Source organism: Labrenzia sp. CP4 (genome assembly GCF_001579905.1).
GTDB classification, from domain to species: domain Bacteria; phylum Pseudomonadota; class Alphaproteobacteria; order Rhizobiales; family Stappiaceae; genus Roseibium; species Roseibium algicola.
This window is the reverse complement of sequence record NZ_CP011927.1, coordinates 1,406,318-1,424,599: the sequence shown is the minus strand read 5'-3', so window position 1 is coordinate 1,424,599 and position 18,282 is coordinate 1,406,318. Positions and strand designations below refer to the sequence as shown.

The following is an 18,282-nucleotide window of genomic DNA, read 5'->3' as shown; positions in this document are numbered from 1 at the left end:
GCCATGCTGACCGTTGAAACCCGCTACGCCATCGACCCGGACACCGCCAAGACCCTCGACACCACGGGTCTTCGCAAACATTTCCACGCCGCCGGCCTTTTCCAGGATGGCAAGATCAACCTGATCTACACCCATTACGACCGGCTGATCCTGGGCGGCGCTGTCCCCGGAACTGGCGAACTCGTTCTGGATGAAGTGAAGGAAGCCGGCACCCCGTCCCTTCTCGATCGCCGCGAACTCGGCATTCTCAATATCGGGGAGGCCGGCACTGTAAAGGCGGGTGGCGAGACCTATCAGGTCGGCAAGGGAGATGTGCTCTACATCGGCATGGGCTCCGGACCCGTCACCTTCTCCGGCCCGGGCCGCTTCTACATCCTGTCAGCGCCCGCGCACCGGGCCTGCCCAAGCAGGCTGATCACCGTCAAGGACGCGCGCCGGGTGGAACTCGGCTCTGCGGAAACCTCCAACGAGCGCGTCATCCTGCAATTTCTGCATCCGGAAGTCGCCGAAAGCTGCCAGTTGCTTATGGGCTACACCCAGTTTGCGCCCGGCTCGGTCTGGAACACCATGCCGGCCCATGTCCATGACCGGCGCATGGAAGCCTATCTCTATTTCGAACTTGGCCCGGACCAGCGTGTGTTCCACTTCATGGGCAAGCCGGACGAGACCCGGCACCTGGTGATGGCCAACGAGGACGCCGTGGTCTCTCCGCCCTGGTCTATCCATTGCGGCGCCGGCACGGGGGCCTACACGTTCTGCTGGGCCATGGCCGGCGATAATGTCGACTTCACCGACATGGACATGGTCGCGATGGGAGACCTGCGATGAGCCCGTTTTCCCTGGAAGGCAAACGCGCCCTGGTGACAGGCGCCAACACCGGCATCGGCCAGGCCATTGCCATCGCCATGAGCAAGGCAGGCGCCGAAGTTCTGTGCGCGGCCCGGCGCGACTGCGACGAAACGCTGGCCCAGATAACCAGGGGTCGCCATGTGCACCTCGATCTGTCCGACCCGATGGCTGCGATGCCACTGTTCGAGGCGGAACAGATCGACATCCTGGTCAACAATGCGGGCATCATCCGCCGCGGCACGGCGGACAGCTTCAGCGAAGCCGACTGGGACGACGTGATGGACGTCAACCTGAAGTCCGTCTTCTTCACCTGCCAGGCTTTCGGCAACGCTGCCTTCAACGCCGGCCGGACCGGGGCAATCGTCAACATTGCCTCGCTGCTGTCCTTCCAGGGCGGTATCAAGGTCGCGTCCTACACCGCGGCCAAACACGGTGTTGCCGGCATCACCAAGCTGCTGGCGAACGAATGGGCGGCGCGGGGCATCAATGTCAACGCCATTGCACCGGGTTACATCGCCACCAACAACACCGAAGCCCTGCGTGACGACCCGGAGCGCAGCCGGCAGATCCTGGAACGCATTCCGGCCGGCCGCTGGGGTGAAGCCAGCGACATTGGAGAAGCCGCGGTCTTTCTCGCTTCACCGGCTGCAAAATACATTCACGGTGCTGTCCTCAATGTGGATGGAGGCTGGCTTGCACGCTGACTTGCCGCGCCTTTCCAGAACAACACCGGCGGCAAAAGCCGGCATCGTTCATCTGGGGCTCGGAGCATTTTTCCGGGCCTTTGGAGCGATCTACATAGAAGAAGCCACGAAGGCTGCAGGCGGCACCGGACAGAACAACTGGGGCATCATCGGCGTCAGCCTGCAAAGCCCACGCATGCATGACCAGCTGGCTCCGCAGGACTTTGTCTACACAGCGCAGGAACTTGGCCCGGAAGGCGAAACCCTTCGCCAGGTAGAGATCATCCGGGATGTGCTGGTCGCACGGGAAAACCCGGAAGCCGTGCTGGCCGCGATGGCGGATCCCGACGTCAGGATTGTCACCCTGACCGTGACGGAAAAGGGTTATTGCCACGATCCGGCAACCGGCAGACTGAATGCCGATCACCCGGACATCACACACGACCTGAAAGCCGCGCTGCCTGTCTCCGCTCCGGGTTACCTTGTGCGGGCGCTTGCAAGACGGAAGGCCGCCGGCTTGCCGCCCTTTACCGTGCTCACCTGTGACAACCTGCCGGACAATGGCCGCCTGGTCCGCCGGATTGTCCTGGATCTTGCCGGGAGGCTCGATCCGGAACTGGCCGCGTGGATCGAAACCGAAGGCCGTTTCCCGTCAACCATGGTCGACCGGATCGTGCCTGCCACAAAACCAGAGGATATCGACGCCCTGGCCCGCAAGACCGGCCGCTACGATGCAGCCCCTGTGCTGCATGAGCCGTTCCGCCAGTGGGTGGTGGAAGATGATTTCGTCCCGGCTTACGGCGCGGATGCGAGGCCGGACCTCGGTGCCGTAGGTGTCGAGCTTGTTGAGAGCGTCACCGCGTTCGAGCACATGAAGTTGCGTATGCTCAACGGCACGCATTCCTCGCTGGCTTACCTCGGCTATCTCGCGGGGCACGAGACGATCGCCGAAACCGTTGCAGATCCGCTGTTTGCCGGGTTCGTGAAAAACCTGTGGCGCCAGGAAATCATTCCGTCCTTCGAGGCTCCGCCGGGTGTTGATCTGGAAGCCTACGCGGATGCGCTTTTCGAACGCTATGCAAATCCCGGCATCCGGCACCGCACCTGGCAGATCGCCATGGACGGCAGCCAGAAACTGCCTCAGCGCATTCTCGGCACCGTGCGCGACAACCTGACGAACGGTCGAAACTGCCCTGGCCTTTGCCTCGCGATTGCCGCCTGGATGATCTATGTCGGCGGCACCGATCTTGAAGGCAAGCCGATTGACGTGCGCGATCCGCTGAGCGATCGCCTCAAGTCTCTTGTCGGAGAAAGCGATGGCGACGCCGGCAAGGTGGCAGCGCTTCTGGGTGTCACCGAAGTCTTCGAACCCGACCTCGCCGCTGCCATTCTGGCGCCCGTCACCGCCGCCTATGCTGCCTTGAAGGCTGACGGTGTCGGCAAATCAATCGGAACCCTGTCATGATCGAAGGTTGGCGCTGGTATGGCGGCTATGACCGCATCTCGCTTTCTGAAATCGCCCAGACCGGTGCTGTCAGCATCGTCACGGCACTGCACGAAATTCCCTACGGCCAGATCTGGCCTCGCGAAACAATCGCGAACACCAGGACCCGGCTCCACGCTGCCGGTTTCGACTGGACCGTGGTGGAAAGCCTGCCGGTTCACGAAGCCATCAAGCGCGGGGAAGGCGATCTTTCGGAACTCTTCGCCAACTACCGGCAATCGATGGCAAACCTGGCCGCTGAAGGCATAAAGGTCATCTGCTACAACTTCATGCCGTTGCTCGACTGGACCCGGACGGACCTGGCCGCGCCCGTGGCACGTGGCGGTACCTGCCTGCGGTTTTCCGCTGCCAGGATGGCGGCCTTCGAAATCTACATGGTCAAGCGACCCAAGGCGGAAGACGATTATTGCGAACAGGTTCTGGTCGAGGCAAAACGCTGGTTTGATGCCGCAAAACAGCCGGACCTCGACCGCTTGACCCAGGCCATCATGGCGGGTCTGCCCGGGGCCTATGATCGTTACGACCCGAACGGCCTGCGTGAGGCACTGGTGCCCTATCAGGGACTCGACCGGGCGGCTCTCAGACAAAACCACAAGCGCTTCCTGGAGGAAGTGGTCCCGGCGGCCGAAGAGCTTGGCCTGAAACTGGCGGTACATCCGGATGACCCGCCCCGGGATCTGCTCGGTCTTCCGCGGATCGTCTCGGATGCGGACGACATCGACTGGATCCTGTCGGCGGTGGACAGCCCGTCCAATGGCCTGACGCTGTGCTCGGGCTCACTTGGCGCCAACCCGAAGAACGATGTCCCTGCAATCGCGGAACGCTTTGCCGGCAAGATCCATTTCGCCCATCTGCGCAATGTCGCGAAAGATCCGGATGGTTCGTTCGAGGAAGCAGCGCATCTTGGCGGCGACACCGACATGCCTGCATTGCTCGGCGTTCTTCTTGGCGAAGAAGCCGGACGGCGACACGAGGGCCGTAAAGATGACGAAATCGTCTTCCGGCCAGATCATGGCCACGAGCTGCTGAGCGACGCCGACCGCGGTGCGCATCCGGGCTATCCCCTGATCGGGCGAATGCGCGGACTGGCGGAACTGCGCGGCGTTATCGCAGGTTTGACGGCTCGCCGCGCTGTCCAGGCCTAGCCGTTACACAGGACATGCCCTCGGACTTCGTCTTCGGGCACGCCCAGCTCCTTCAGAAGAGACGGATCGATAACGGTTTCGGAGCGGTTCAGCAGATCCTTGTTGGCCCGCCCGATGGCCTTGCGCGTGTTCGGGCCGAGCGACCCGTCCGGAGTACCCACGTCGATGCCGCTGTTGTTGAGACCGGCCTGCACCAGCCGCACAAGACCGGCATCATATTCATCGACCTGACCGCAGAACTCCCGGGGCACCTCGGCAAAGGCGAGGCTTGCCGGGATGCGTTTGAAGGATGTCTCGAACGTTCCCATGTTTTCGGCGAACAGCTCGACAAAATAGAGCAGCGCAACCCGGTGATTGTACTCCTTCAGCGCCAGACCAACCTCGGTATTGTCGATCCCTGCGGCAATGTTCATCAAGGCCGACGCATCCCGGTCTCGAAACCCCGAAAGCTTGCCGTTGGCTTCCAGTTCGAACAGCGCCACTTGCCCGAAGTCACCGAGCAGACATTTCGAACTGCCATCGCAGACGTAGGACCGCCAGCTGTCGCCATCCGGGCCCTTCACCCCCAGGCAGACAAAATTCTGCCCGGTGACATAGGTCAGGAAAGTGCGTTCGTTCGATTGCAGATTGGCCAGCAGGTCCTGCGACACGGTGTTGAAGCGTCCTTGATACAGGCTGGAACAATAGGACAGCATCTGGCTGCGGCTGAGATTTGACAGATCCTGCGGACGTCCAACGACGAAGATCCCTTCAGCAGCCATTTCCGCCAGCGACAAGTGATACATGGACCCGGGCTTCGTGCCGTACATGTTGCGCATGAAGCCGATGCCGATACCTGTGCTGAGGAAATAGTCCGTAACCTCGTTGACGCCCCGATTGATCAGCTGAACGACCTGCCCGACCTGCTCCGCGCTGTAGTTGCCCTCAGGAAGCTGGATATAAGGCTGATGAATGCCGAGACGGGCGGTTTCATGAGCAAAACGGCGAGGAAAGAAGAACCCCTCGTATCGCGTGTAGCCCGCCAGAAAGACCAGGGAACAGGCGGACTCGCAGACGGCATTTTCCGGCAGCAGCGTGATGAAGTTCTGCTCCGCGATGTATTTGCCGATTTCCAGCGCCTCGCGCAGGTTGCCGCCCGGGCTGTTGAGGGAAATCACGTTGTTATAGGGGCAGTAGCCGGGTCTCAGGCAGTCCGAAAAGCCGGTGCGTTCCACAAGAGCCTTCAGGTGATCGAGGTCCCCCTTCTGGATCTGTCCCTCGATGGAAATGACCTTGCCCGTCTTTAGCCCACCCCAGGCCGGCACGATATGCAGTGTCTCATAGGTATGTGCGCCATCGCCCGCGATGCCGTTTTCGAAATAAGGCAATGATCCGTCCTTGACGGCGCTCTTCGATGTGAAGCCGTCTTCAACGCCCTTGGCGTGACCGACGGCTTCTGCGCTCACCGTCCCAAGGTCCAGAAGCTGGTAACCGGCAGCTGCTGCAGGATTGCTGTCGAGAAGACGCATTTCCGCAGCATGGGCCGCCGAAAAGGCAGGAAAACATACAACCACCGACGCAAGCGTCTGTATTACGCTTCGGGCAAAGCCTTTTCCCGCCACCGCCGCTACAGCGTTTCGCAACATGATCAGCCCCTCATTCAATCCAGTTGTCTGCAATTTGATTTTGTAAGGCCGCAAATGTGGCAGGGATGATGGGACAGCGTCAAATACCCAACTGACGCAGTGGCCACTTTCATTTTTTGCCAACCGTATGGTAGAAGCGGATCAATCCGAGAAACGACCACGTAACGGTTCGGGATATTGCCATGAAGCCTTTTGCATTTCTTTTGATTTTTATTTCCCTGGCTCTGCCTGCCGCGGCGCAAAGCACTATCACGCTTGAGGATTTCGATCTTGGCGGCGACACCAAACCCGCAACTTCCGCCTCGCGTGACGCCAGTGCCCCGGCGGAGACCGACATGGAAAAATGCCTGCTTGATCAGGCCGCCTGCAGCAACTCGGAATTCAAGTCAAACACCGCCCTCTCGATGGACGATGTAGTGAATCTCAAGCTTGTCGATCGAGAAGGTGCTGCCTCCACCCCGCCACCAGTCGGCGGCTCTTCGGAAACCGCGTCATCGGCACCACTGCCGACGATCGACATGGAAATCCTGTTCGACTACAACTCGGCGTCGCTGCGTCCGGACCAGGCCGCGAAGATTACCGAACTCTCGCGCATTCTGAGCCAGGACAAGTTCAAGAACTATCGCTTCCTGCTGCTTGGCCACACGGATGCAAAGGGCAGCGCACAGTACAATCTTGCCCTCTCGCAACAGCGCGCCCAGACGGTCGCAGGTTTCGTTGCAGCCTGGGGCGGGCTTTCAGAGCAGCGTGTTCTGGCAAGCGGAATGGGCGCCTCCAGACTGAAGGACCAGAGCGATCCCTACGGCGAACAGAACCGCCGCGTCCAGCTGGTCCTGCTGCCGGTCAACTGATCCTCACAAGAGGACCTGCCTACACAGTCGCCTCCCCGACGTCCTCCCGGCCAATCGAAGCGCGGGCTGGACTCGGGGATGCACAGGCCTTTCGGTCTCAGAGCGCGGGCGCATCTTCGTTGAAAGCGACCCGCCTCTTCTCCTGCGTCAGTTGATCTTGAACTCGGCAAAATGATAGGCAACCCGTTCCGGGTCGGACCCGATGGTCCCGGACATCTCGTTTTGCGCGAGCTGTCCGTTGATCCGCCTGAGCACTTCCTTCTTCTGCTGATCGGAAAGAGCGGGTCCCATTGAGCAGAAGAAGCCGATACGGTTCGCCCCCTTCTCGTCCGCTTCTTCCACGACAAGGCCATAGCGCGAGCCGGGCGAGATTTCGTACCGGATCTTGCCGCCGCCGAGTTCAACCGTCTTGAAGTACGAAGTCGGGATCGGCGTCACCCGGTTTGACGGCGTTATATTAAAGAAATCCGGTGCGCACTGCTGCGGCACATCCGCCAGAACCGAGACTTCCTCGCCGGCACTGACCGAACCGGGATAGACCGCCAGCAAGGTCTGCTGATCATCTGTCTCCGGAGCGGCTGCGTTGGTGCGCTTGAAATAGAATTCCGTCTGCATCTGAGACAGCTGCTGCGGCCGCTGCTCGCCGTCGGTTTCGGCCATCACGTCACGCGTCACCCGCTTCATCAAGACGGAGACTTCCGCATCCGGTGTGGCGACATGGCGGGCTAGCGCCTTGGCGAAAGGCGAGTTCTGTCCGGCACCATCCTTTGCAACGGAATTCGGCAGGGTGGCGAAAGTGACCAGCATGTCGCCAACCGTGCGGATAGGGGCAAGCCCGCGGGTGATCCCGGCGGACCGCCCGTCGGAGGAGGACTGCGACAACAGATGTTCGGCAAAGGGGTTGTTGCGGCAGGCATCAAGGAACAGGAGACTGATCGGCACCTCTTCCATCACCTCCATGAACGAACGCAGACTGACCGTTTCCCGTTCGATCGAGGTCGCAGATTTCAGTTGCGCATCCACGGGGATCAGAAAATTCTCACCATCCTTCTGAATGCCATGGCCGGCGAAATAGAGCACCGCCACATCCAGGTCCGGAGCACGATCGGCAAGATCGTCCAGGACCTTGCCAAGACCGTCCTCATCAAGGTCGAAATGAACCGAAACTTCGAATCCGACCGCTTCCAGCGACTTGGCGACAAGATCCGCATCCCGTCCCGGGTTTCCGAGCCGGCCGATCTTCTCGTAGGACGAATTACCGATAACAAGCGCAAAGCGGTTTTCCTCTGCCTGCGCCAGACCTGCGGCCATCAGAAAAAGACAGCAGAACCCCGTCAGAAGCCTGACACATCTCGACATTTGACCGCCCGGCACGACTGCAACCTCATCCTTAGAAATCATCAATTTGAAATACCTCATGACGCTCTGACAATTGACTCAAGCGACCCTGCGTGATGTTGTCTTGCGAACAGATTGAAACGCAATAAGGAACGGAGAAGCAACCGGGATTTTACACCGGTGCGTCAGTTGCAACGTCTGCGAGCCTGGAAACAACCGCCCCTCAACCTTTCGCTGCAAACACCCGCCAGACCGACCTATTTTATAATTTATCATGCAAGAGTTGGAGAGACTTTCCAGCATGCCGCTTATCCGAACTGTTTTACCTGCCCGCCTTATGCATCTGGCGGGCCTTGCCGTCTCCGCCGTCATCGCCCTGCCCCTCCTGAACACTGACGCTTCAGCACAACTCGTTTCATGCGAGAGCATTCAGAAGGACTGGCTTGCGATGCCGCTGAGCGCCGGTCACGAAGACCGCGTCAGGATCTACGACCAGGCCTTCAATGACAGCGATTGCGACGGCATGGTGGTGGAAGGCTTCGGCAAGGAAATCATCGATGCCCGGCTCGACGTCATCGCGCCGTTTCAGGATCTTGAAGGCTATACCGGCAACCTTGAAACCCTGAAACAGGACCTGGCCGACCTTCAGGAATTCGGCAGCCACTGGCGTATTTCCTATCTGCTCGGAGAAATTCTGCGCAAGCAGCAGCAAACCCTGCCCGCGTTCCGCGCCTATCAGGAAGCCCTTGGCCTGGTGGATGACACCGAGCTGACCCCTGCAGAACCGGCACATGCCATGATCGCCCGGCTGCGCGACCGCCTGGATGAGCTGGCGGTGGTCGTTGCCCAGATTTCAGAGGAACCGGGAGACATCAAGATCCCGGTCACCCGCAGCGGACAGTCGATCTCGCAATACAGCTTTTCCACGCGCGGCTACAAACGCAAGAAGACCCTGGTTCCGATCCAGTTCGTCTACGATCAGGATGTCATGACCAAAGCCGGCCGGACCAGCTTTGAAGACGTGCAGGAGGCCCTGGAAAAGCAGGGGTCCCCGGACATCCAGGTCGTCGGCCATACCGATCCGGTCGGCTCTGATGCCTACAACATGCAACTGTCCATGAAGCGTGCCGAGGCCGTACGTAGCGCCTTGCTGGCAGCGGGATACTCCGGCTCCATCGAGGTGCTTGGCATGGGTGAAAGCCAGCCGTTCCAGTTCGACGATCCATCCCTCTACACCGAGGACGTGCGCAACCAGGCGCACCGGCGCGTTGAATTCGTCCAGAAATAGGCGGCCCGCATGACCAGATCCATTCTGCCGGCTTCCGCGGCTTTCCTGAAAAAGCGGGTGCCGGGATTTGCCCCTGCCCTCATGCTTGCAGCAGGCCTTGCCGCGCCGCTTCCCGCATTTGCCGGCAATCTCTACGGCCTCGTCATCGGCATTGACGACTATCAGCACATCACCGACCTCAAGGGCGCTGTCAATGACGCGAGAGATGTTGCCGGAACACTGGAAAAGCTGGAGGCCAGCAAGGTCATCCTGCTGACCGATGCCGACGCCACACGGGACAACGTCTTTGCCTCGTGGCGGGAGCTGACGGAACTTGCCGGCCCGGGGGATACGCTGGTGTTTCATTATGCCGGTCACGGTGCCCGGCAGGAAGCGATCCTTCCCGGGCACGAAGAACTCGACAACATGTTCCTGCTGGCGGGCTTCGACGAAATCGGCCCGGGTGTCAACGAGCGCATCATCGACAACGAGGTCGGCCATCTGCTGGCCGAAGAAGAGGAAGCAACCGTCGTCTTCGTCGCCGACAGCTGTTTTGCAGGCGATATGGCCCGGGCAGCCGATTTCCGCGCCGAAGTAAATGTGCGCGTTGCCGATGTTCGGGTCGACAAATCCTCGGACCGGATCGCCGACCGGGTCAGGCAACTTGGCGAAGTTGAGGAAGATGCACTTCAAAATGTCATCTGGCTTTATGCCCAGGACCGCAACAAGGTCACCCAGGAAGTGCGGATCGGCGAAGAGCTGCGCGGTGCGCTCTCCTATGCCTTTTCCCGCGCTCTTGAGGGTGAAGCGGACGGTGACAGCAACAGCGTTTTGAACACGGCCGAGCTGAAGCGTTACGTCAACAGCTCGGTCAAGCGCCATACCGAACGGCGGCAACGGCCGGAGGTCAATGCCGGATCCAGAGACCTGGAAATCCTGCTGCATGATGCTGCCGGTACGCCTGCCCCGAGCGCCGGACTACCGGAACTGACGCTCTACACCACCCCCGGCGAGACAATTCCCGCCCTGTCAGGCATCCGCAAGGTCGACAGCAAGGCAGAGGCCGATCTGATTTACGACGGTGACGGCTCTTCACTGGTCTACAAGACCGGCGACGTGATCGCCTCGTTTCCCGCCCCGCCTTCCGCCGAGGCCCTGCAGGCAACCGTCGACAAATGGCGTTTCCTTGCCTTCCTGATCGGCTTTGCCGAAACTGAAGGTCCGGAACTGGATCTCTCCGACGGCAGCCGGACCTATGTCGAAGGTGAGCAGGTGACATTCTCGATCCGCTCGTCCGGCAACGAAAATGTGGTCCTGTTCAACCTCGCTTCAAACGGGGCAGTTCAACTGGTCGGCCCCGTTCGCAGAGGCAAGCGCGGTCTGGCTGCAGGCAAGCTCCGGCCTGGCCGTACTGACAGCTTCCGATCCGCGGTGATCCCGCCTTTCGGCGCCGACCATCTCATCGCCATCACCACACCGTCCCCCATGCCCGATCTCGTGGATGCGGTTCAGGACGCTCAACAAAACAATGATCTCGCCGCCCTGGCGAAGGAAATCGGCCACACGCTCGACGGCCAGTCCTTCGGCCTGGACTGGGTCGGGCTTTATACGCGCGCAAAGGGAGACCTTCAGTGAAAACCGGATACCTCAAGGCCTTCGCGGCAACCATGTGCCTGTGCCTGTCCGCCGGCACGGTTCATGCCGCGCAAAAGGCATTGCTGATCGGCGCCGGCGTCTACCCCTATCTGGAACCGGACGCGCAGCTTTCAGGCCCTGCGAACGACGTGCGCCAGATGGCGGATTTCCTCAAGGGCGACTGGGGCTTTGCATCCTCCGATGTCCGCATCCTGGTGGAAGAAGGCGCAGCCAAGAACAACATTCTGGGCTCCATCACCGGTTGGCTCGCCAGTGAAACGCGGCCGGGTGACCGCGTCATCATTTATTATTCCGGTCACGGCTCCCAGGTTCCCGATCGCAATGGCGACGAAGAGGACGGCCTCGATGAAACCTTCGTCCCGACCGATTACGGCCGCAGGGGTGCAAGGGCCGAGGATATGCTCACCGACGACGAGATCGCTTCGGCGCTGTCCACGCTGAAGGGCCGCGAAGTGATCCTGATCGCCGATTCCTGTCATTCAGGTACGGTCAACCGCGATGTCGTGCCGGATCTTGTTTCCAAGGGTCTTGATGCGAAAGCGCGTTACCTGCCGTTCTCGGGCGTTTCCAGGTCCCTGCCGGTGGTGCGTGACGAAGAGCCTCTGGCACGCGAAACCAACGTGCATCTGACCCTGTCCGCTGCCTTGCCTCACCAGCTCGCCTGGGAAACCAACGGCTCGGGCATCTTTACCCTGAACCTGATCCGGGGCCTGCGCACGCGCGAGGCCGACCTCAACGGCAATGGCCGTGTCACCACCGCGGAACTTCTGAACTATCTGCGTCCGCGGACCGAGCAATGGTGCCAGCGCGTGGAGGATTGCCGTGATCTTCAGTTCACGCCGAACATGTCACCGCGCAACGAAGCCTTCATTCTGCAACCGGCATCGGCCGAAGGCCCTGTCCAGACGGTAACCGGAAATACCGCCGACGATGTTTCCGACGTGCTTCCGGAGCAATCCTCGCAGGAAATCAAGGTCTCCATCCTGCCCGGCTCCGTACACCAGATCGGTGACGAGGTGCAATTCCAGCTCACCAGCGGGGTCGATGGCTACCTGACCCTTTTCGACCTGACCGTCGAAGACGATCTGGTGCTGCTGTTCCCGACCGATGAGGATCGCTCCGCCGGCAAGACCGGTCGCATCCGTGCCAACTCCGCGCTCACGGTTCCCGACCCGTCCTACGGCTTCAGCTTCGAGGCAGAGGCACCGGCGGGCAAGGGCAAGCTGCTGGCGATCGTGACCGAGGATCCGGTTGATCTGGAAAACCTTCTTGCAGCCAACGGTGAATTCGAGCCGATCGGTGACAAGATCGATTTCATGAAGGAACTTTCCGGCCGCCTCAACAAGGTCTGGACCGCGGACAACGCCAATCGCAGCGCCCGTTGGGCGGCCGGTTATCAGGATTATGAAATCCGGCAGTAATCCCTTGCAGGCTGGCTCAAGCAGGCCTCCAAGTTCACTTTCACGCGTCGCAAACGGGCACTTTCCCGGACCTCGTTTGGCAAAAATCATCGAGGCGGCCGGCGCCCGCTTCACTCAGCAGTCGACGGTACCCATGTTGCTCAAATCCATCGTTTTCTGTCTTTCGCTGGTTTTCTCGGTTTCGCAGCTTTCTGCCGCCGAGATTACACAGCGGCCCGATCTCGCACCGCGATTGGCACAATTGAAGCCGTTGTATCCGGGCAAAGGGTCTGCCGGCAGCGTGGTCAATGAACTGCAGGGAACGATATTCCTGATTTCCGGCGTCATCGAAAAAGGCGATCTGGAAAAGCTGAAGGCTGCTCTCGACGGCACCTGGGGCAAATTCATCGTCTTCGACAGCCCCGGCGGCAGCTTTCTGGAAGGCATCCGCATCGGCCAGTATCTGCAATACAACGTCGGCTCACAGGACCCGGATCTCAACGGTGTCTTCGTTCTCAACGGTAACGAGTGCCTGTCCGCCTGCGCACTCGCCTTCACCCTGGCAGCGACCCCGCGCAACGCTGTTTATGGCGGCGATATCCGCTTTCTGGAAGCTGGCGCGGCACTCGGGTACCACATGGCGTTCCTGCCGGAGGAGAAGGCCAACCAGCTTGTTGCGGTCAAGGAAGCCATGAACCTGGCCTATGAAGTGACGCAGACCTACGTCAAGCTGATCAAGGGCGGCATTGCCCCGTCCATTCTGCTGCAAGAGGCCCTGTCCCACCGTACTGCCGACAGCTTCTTTTATCTGGCTGGCGGCATTCGGTCCTATGCGATGGGCCTGACGCCGGTTTCTGCCGGCACGATTGCCGACCCGATCAACAAGAGTGCCCTTTACATGGACACGGTTGGCGCCATGTGCACCCAGCTTTTCCAGGCCGACAATTCAATCAGGAAATCTGAAGTCGAATATGAATTCGGCGCAATTGACGGATCTGGTCCGAACCCGCAGGAAACCAAGCTGGAAGATCTGATCCAGCAGCTGGGGTCACGCCGTATCGCCGCAAGCCACAATGGCGTTGCTTATTGCACGGTCGAACTTTCCGAAGACGGCACCGTCGGCATGCGCATCACCTCCGGTTCGCTACCCTGTGCGAAGGGCGGGTATGACGCCCCCACATGGTGCGCAATGCCGAGGCCTTTCGACGATATCCTGCCGAAAGTGACCAACGCGCTGCTTGCCGACGCAGCCAGTTGCCACGGCGGCAGGCTGACGACCGAATACGCCTACTGGACGAGCGATGTCATCGACTACGACATCGGCGAGGAAACACCGACCGCTCTGACGGACTGGAATTCGTGGGAGCGCACCATCGCGCGGGACGTCAACGTTCGCCAGAACCCTTCTCTCGACGCGGAAGCCGTTGGCCGGGTGCAGATCGGCGACAAGGTCAAGATTTCCGATTGCCGTATCGTCTCGGGGCCGCAAGGTGTCTGGTATCAACTGTCCACCGGCGGCTGGATCAGTGCCCGCTTCGTTTCCGAATTCGACCAGTTCACCCGTCCGGCAACAGAAGAAACCATGATAGGCCGATAAGGGCCTTGAACCCGTCAGCTCCCGGCTGGCAAGGCCTCTTCCTGTTGTGTCTTCAGGCCGCGGTTTTCACCTGTTCTGCTGCAGAAGACCCACCGACCGTCTGCTGCCGGGCGTCATAGTTTGTCAGCAGGCGATCAGCAACACCGGCAGACAGCCAGATGGCGGTCAGGGTGATCCACGCCGTCAGCGCGAAGATGGAAGCTCCCGTGATACCGGCCCCGACGGCACAGCCGCCGGCAAGCATGCCGCCGAACCCCATGAGCGTTGCTCCGGTGAGGTAGCGCGCCATCGACTTGCCGCCTTCGAACCCCTGCAAGGCGAGTTCCCGCGTCACGAAAGCTGCCAGGAACGACCCCAGAAAGACGCCAGGCACCAAGCCGACATCGAAGTCAAGCAGATCGCCCGGTGGTGACAGAACCAGCATCAGGGCATCGGCGGACGGTCCGGTGAAGGTTACGCCTTCCACCTGAACGGGATCGAAAGCCTGCCGGGCCATGGCGGATGTGAACCACCAGGCCAGGGGAATTGCCAGCCCCGCGCCCGCTGCCGCCACCAGCTGCCAGACCTTCACCCTCGACCGCCACGCAAAGACAAGCCCCGCCACCAGCCAGAGCGCCGTGAAACCAAGCGTCACGGATGTGCTCAGTCCCAGCATCTCGGTCAGATTGTTGCCGCCGATATCCCCTGTCGTCCAAAGACCTGCAAACCATTCGCGCACCGATTTCAACAGGCCGCGCAAGCTCGCCTGGGCGACGACGGCAAAGACAAGCCCGGACAATAACGCCCGCAGATTGCCGGTGGCCGAAAGCACCAGCAGACGGCTTGCGCATCCGCGCGCCAGCACCATGCCGGTGCCGAACATCAACCCGCCCAGCAAAGCTCCGGAGAGGCTTTGCGGCGACGCCAGCTGGCGGGCTTCGTTTGCCTGAACCTCGCCCAGGTGGATCAACACTTGCGTGCACAGCACCGCTGCGGAAAAGGTCAGGAGCCAGACCGGCAACCGGTCCTTCGGCGCACCGCGAGAGAATTCCAGGCTGGCAGCGCGCAGGCAAAAGCGGCTTTGCTGGGCAAAGGCGCCAAAAAGGACGCCGACAACCAGCCCGCCGATTGCCAGCAACCAGGGCTCGGAAATTTCGTCCAGAAGAAATGTCAGATCCATGGGCCCCTCCCGGGCACACTGCGTCCTCGATTGCCACCAGCTTGGTGCCCTTTCGCTTCAACGGGCATTGACCTCTCTCAATGAAACATAGATAAATTCAAAAGTTTGAATATGTGGAGGATGCCATGTCCGGGCAATTTCGGAAAGATCTGACGAGACGCAACGTTCTTGCCGGAGGCCTCGCGCTTGCGACCGCGGGTTTTGCCAGCCGGATAACGCCTGCCTTCGCAACCGCGAACCTGACCCTCGGCACACACGACATCACCGTCTTTTCCGACGGTCATCTGACCCTGCCGATGAACTTCATTTTGCCAGAGCAAAGCGAAGAAGAGATCGCGGCGCTGCTGAAACCCCATGGCCTTGCCACGGACGCTCTGACGCCGGATTGCAACATCACATTGCTCCGCACCGGCGACCGCACAGTCCTCTTCGACGTCGGATCAGGCGCCAATTTCCAGTCGACGGCAGGTGAGTTGCCGGGCCACCTGGCGGAAGCCGGTATCGATCCGTCGGACATCACCGACATTGTCTTCACCCACGCCCACCCGGACCATCTTTGGGGCATCCTGGACGATTTCGACGATCCGCTTTACCCGGAAGCCCAGGTTTGGGTCCCTCAGGCCGAATGGGACTACTGGCGCGCCGACGATACGCTGGCCAAGACGCCGGAGGAGCGCAAGAGTTTCGTGGTCGGGGCACAGGCGCGTTTCGACGTGATCGAAGACCGGGTGAACATGATCAAGCCGGGCCAGGAAGTGCTTCCAGGCGTTGAGGCGGTCGACACGGCGGGCCACACTCCGGGGCACATGTCCTACATGCTGCACGGCGGATCCGAGAGCCTGCTGGTGGTGGGCGACGCGATTTCCAACACGGTGATTTCGTTCGAAAAACCCGGCTGGGCTTCCGGCTCCGATCAGGACCGCGATATGGGCATTGCCACCCGCAAGGCACTGCTCGACCGCCTGGCGCAAGATGGCTCCCGCGTCATCGGGTACCACTTCCCCCACCCCGGTGGAGGGCACGTGGAACGCACCGGCGATGCCTACAGTTTCGTCGCAGCCTGAACTGCCGGATGAAAAGTGCCGGGGTTCACTCCGCCGCCGAGTGATGGGCACTACCCTGGTTGCGCTGGAAGGCGGCAAGGACGTTGCCTTCCACAAGCCAGGCAAGCCCGACCCGCGCACCGAGTGCCATGGATACCATCACGATGGGCGCAGAAATCGCCAGCGTGGAAAAGCCGGTAATGCCCTGCCCCACCGTGCAGCCCATGGAAAACACGCCGCCGACACCCATCAGGGTGCCACCCAGAAGATGGCGGCCGAGTTCGCGTGCATCGTCGCACGCTTCCCAGCGGATATCCCGTTTCCACATGGCCGCGACCACGGCGCCGACCAGCGTGCCGGCAATCAGACCTACGCCATAGTCCGGCAGGGTCCCCGTGTAGGTGATCAGCTGCATGATGGTGTCACCGACCGGTACCACGAAGGATCCGGCCTCGATCTGGATCGGATCGAAGGAGCGCCCCGCGAGAAAGGTCGTCGCCCACCAGCCGAAGGCGATCACGCTGCCGATGACAACACCGGTTCCGATCTTGCTCCATTGCCGGCGATAGGACGCCGATTTGAAGATCCAGAACAGACCGGCCGAAGCGAGCACGATGGCAACCACACCCTGCAGCTTCATGCCCACCAGGGTCGAGACAATGTCGCCCATGGACTGGCTGCCGCTTGCGGTGAAGGAAACGGCAAGATCATCGACGATCGGCACCCGCACGATGCCGACGATGCCCCTTTGGGCTGCCAGTGCCGACAGGCCGATGACCGTCAGCACCACGAGCGCCCGGAGGCTGCCGCCACCCAGACGCAGAACCGCGCCGAAACCGCAGGTGCCGACAAGCGCCATGCCGATGCCGAACATGAAGCCGCCGAGAATAGCGCCCGTCCAGGCAAATTCCGGTGACAGGTAAAAGGAGGCAGCCGTGTCGGCCATGCCGAAGGCGACGAGCAGCTGTGTGCCGATCAGTGCGGATACGGAAGCAAGCACCCATGTCCTGAGCGCGCTGCTGTCGCCCGCATACCAGTGCCGTTCCAGGGCCGACAGCGTACAGAAATGGTTTGACCTGGCAACGAACCCCAGCACGCACCCCGCGAGCACACCGAGAAGCGGTGTCAGCACCGCCGGATCGAAATTGACCATGCGCGTCCTACCCTCCGCCGGTTATTCCGGCCGCGTTTCCCGTACTCGCTCTTTCGGCGATTTTTCAAACCGTAGCAGGCAGCGAAATTTGCAGCAATCGAACTCGTTGCTGCATCGCACGCCCGTATGTTGCGCTACCTGCGTTTATTTTTCAGGTGCACGCACGTCCTTGCAGAACAGCTCATAAAGGCTCGAAATGATCGAACTTACCTCATCGTTCATGAGGCTGTAGTAGATCATGCGCCCGTCGCGACGCGACTGCACAAGGCCTTCCAGGCGAAGCCGTGCAAGCTGCTGGGAAACCGCGGCCTGCGGCATTGTCAGGATCTCTTCCAGCTCGGAAACCGACTTTTCGCCTTCAGACAGCAGACACAGAATGACAAGGCGCACTTCGTGCGAAAGGGCCTTGAGCAGATCGCTCGCCTTCCGCGCCTGCTCCATCAGCAGGTCGAGGTCCTTCGCATCCAGGTTCTTGTCAAAGGCCGGCAGTATCATCCGGAACCCACACCCTTTTCAGCATTGCCATTGCAGCGCACAAAACCGCTTTTCAGATTCATGCCTCAACTTCAGTACCGGATCAACAGCATCACTTGCTCGTGTCCGGAAGCTTTCCCAACATATCGGTCAGTAGCGGCCAGAAGAAGTGCTCTCCCGGATAGCCGCGCAGACGGTCGATTTCAACGCCGTCGGCCACCAGAATGAAGGTTGGAGTCATCCGCTCTTTCGGTATGCCGGCCAGGTCCTGCGGCCAGGCGTCGGTAATATCGACGCGGCGCAACGGTGCTTGCCGGCCTTCCGACGTCTTCGGATAGGCGATGCCGATTTCCTCGTTCCAGCGCTTGCACCAGACACACCCCGGCTGTTCCAGCATGACCAGCTCGGCACTCCAGGCAGGCAACGCCTGAAACAGGCCGGAAACCAACACTCCGGCAAGGATCATCGCACGTGTCGCGACGGACATTTTGCAGTCTCCACATTTCTTCCATTGCAATATATAGGAACTTTTGAATAT

At 60.6% G+C, this 18,282-nt stretch carries 16 protein-coding genes; 10 read left to right on the top strand and 6 right to left on the bottom strand.

The window, feature by feature from the left end:
• The first annotated feature begins 3 nt into the window (after positions 1 to 3).
• From kduI to uxuA, 4 genes are read left to right on the top strand one after another with little or no spacing between them, the layout of a single operon-like run.
• Positions 4 to 828 (top strand): 5-dehydro-4-deoxy-D-glucuronate isomerase, encoded by an 825-nt coding sequence (gene kduI, locus ACP90_RS06595; RefSeq protein ID WP_055656091.1) that lies wholly within the window; start codon positions 4 to 6, stop codon positions 826 to 828.
• Positions 825 to 1,553 (top strand): 2-dehydro-3-deoxy-D-gluconate 5-dehydrogenase KduD, encoded by a 729-nt coding sequence (gene kduD / locus ACP90_RS06590; RefSeq protein ID WP_055656093.1) that lies wholly within the window; start codon positions 825 to 827, stop codon positions 1,551 to 1,553. The genes kduI and kduD overlap by 4 nt, the downstream gene beginning before the upstream one ends.
• Positions 1,543 to 2,997 carry a mannitol dehydrogenase family protein gene (locus ACP90_RS06585; RefSeq protein ID WP_286145742.1) on the top strand — a complete coding sequence of 485 codons (1,455 nt, stop codon included), beginning with the start codon at positions 1,543 to 1,545 and terminating at the stop codon, positions 2,995 to 2,997. The genes kduD and ACP90_RS06585 overlap by 11 nt, the downstream gene beginning before the upstream one ends.
• Positions 2,994 to 4,181: a mannonate dehydratase gene (gene uxuA / locus ACP90_RS06580; protein ID WP_062487449.1), complete on the top strand. Its 1,188-nt coding sequence runs from the start codon at positions 2,994 to 2,996 to the stop codon at positions 4,179 to 4,181. Before ACP90_RS06585 ends, uxuA begins: the two co-directional genes overlap by 4 nt.
• Here uxuA and ACP90_RS06575 read toward each other — a convergent pair.
• Positions 4,178 to 5,806, bottom strand: a complete 1,629-nt coding sequence (locus tag ACP90_RS06575; protein WP_145915717.1) for a hypothetical protein — start codon at positions 5,804 to 5,806, stop codon at positions 4,178 to 4,180. The genes uxuA and ACP90_RS06575 overlap by 4 nt on opposite strands.
• A 182-nt stretch (positions 5,807 to 5,988) precedes the next feature.
• On the opposite strand from ACP90_RS06575, the gene ACP90_RS06570 reads away from it, so the two are divergent.
• A complete protein-coding gene (locus tag ACP90_RS06570; protein WP_055656098.1) occupies positions 5,989 to 6,657 on the top strand; it encodes an OmpA family protein in 669 nt (222 codons plus the stop codon).
• A 147-nt stretch (positions 6,658 to 6,804) separates the two neighbouring features.
• On the opposite strand, the gene ACP90_RS06565 is transcribed toward ACP90_RS06570, so the two are convergent.
• Positions 6,805 to 8,016, bottom strand: coding sequence for a caspase family protein (locus ACP90_RS06565; protein WP_055656100.1), 1,212 nt, complete (start codon positions 8,014 to 8,016; stop codon positions 6,805 to 6,807).
• 280 nt (positions 8,017 to 8,296) lie between these two features.
• Between ACP90_RS06565 and ACP90_RS06560 the strand changes: the two genes are divergently transcribed.
• From ACP90_RS06560 to ACP90_RS06545, 4 genes are all read left to right on the top strand, one after another.
• Positions 8,297 to 9,283: an OmpA family protein gene (locus ACP90_RS06560; protein WP_158514160.1), complete on the top strand. Its 987-nt coding sequence runs from the start codon at positions 8,297 to 8,299 to the stop codon at positions 9,281 to 9,283.
• 9 nt (positions 9,284 to 9,292) lie between these two features.
• Entirely contained in the window at positions 9,293 to 10,897 is a 1,605-nt protein-coding gene (locus tag ACP90_RS06555; protein WP_062487446.1) for a caspase family protein, read from the top strand.
• A complete protein-coding gene (locus ACP90_RS06550; protein ID WP_062487445.1) occupies positions 10,894 to 12,339 on the top strand; it encodes a caspase family protein in 1,446 nt (481 codons plus the stop codon). The genes ACP90_RS06555 and ACP90_RS06550 overlap by 4 nt, the downstream gene beginning before the upstream one ends.
• Before the next feature lie 76 nt (positions 12,340 to 12,415).
• Complete coding sequence (locus tag ACP90_RS06545; protein WP_062487444.1) at positions 12,416 to 13,915, top strand: SH3 domain-containing protein; 1,500 nt, start codon at positions 12,416 to 12,418, stop codon at positions 13,913 to 13,915.
• 52 nt (positions 13,916 to 13,967) lie between these two features.
• Here ACP90_RS06545 and ACP90_RS06540 read toward each other — a convergent pair whose 3' ends face one another.
• Complete coding sequence (locus ACP90_RS06540; protein ID WP_062487443.1) at positions 13,968 to 15,074, bottom strand: YeeE/YedE family protein; 1,107 nt, start codon at positions 15,072 to 15,074, stop codon at positions 13,968 to 13,970.
• A 125-nt stretch (positions 15,075 to 15,199) separates the two neighbouring features.
• On the opposite strand from ACP90_RS06540, the gene ACP90_RS06535 reads away from it, so the two are divergent.
• Positions 15,200 to 16,138, top strand: a complete 939-nt coding sequence (locus ACP90_RS06535; RefSeq protein WP_062491425.1) for an MBL fold metallo-hydrolase — start codon at positions 15,200 to 15,202, stop codon at positions 16,136 to 16,138.
• A 25-nt stretch (positions 16,139 to 16,163) separates the two neighbouring features.
• Here ACP90_RS06535 and ACP90_RS06530 read toward each other — a convergent pair whose 3' ends face one another.
• The 3 genes from ACP90_RS06530 to ACP90_RS06520 all read right to left on the bottom strand — a co-directional run bounded on the left by ACP90_RS06530 (position 16,164) and on the right by ACP90_RS06520 (position 18,231).
• Positions 16,164 to 17,270: a YeeE/YedE family protein gene (locus ACP90_RS06530; RefSeq protein ID WP_062487441.1), complete on the bottom strand. Its 1,107-nt coding sequence runs from the start codon at positions 17,268 to 17,270 to the stop codon at positions 16,164 to 16,166.
• 144 nt (positions 17,271 to 17,414) lie between these two features.
• Positions 17,415 to 17,765, bottom strand: coding sequence for a metalloregulator ArsR/SmtB family transcription factor (locus ACP90_RS06525; protein ID WP_023003236.1), 351 nt, complete (start codon positions 17,763 to 17,765; stop codon positions 17,415 to 17,417).
• Between the two features lie 91 nt (positions 17,766 to 17,856).
• Complete coding sequence (locus ACP90_RS06520) at positions 17,857 to 18,231, bottom strand: regulatory protein SoxS (RefSeq protein WP_023003235.1); 375 nt, start codon at positions 18,229 to 18,231, stop codon at positions 17,857 to 17,859.
• Positions 18,232 to 18,282: the final 51 nt, after the last annotated feature.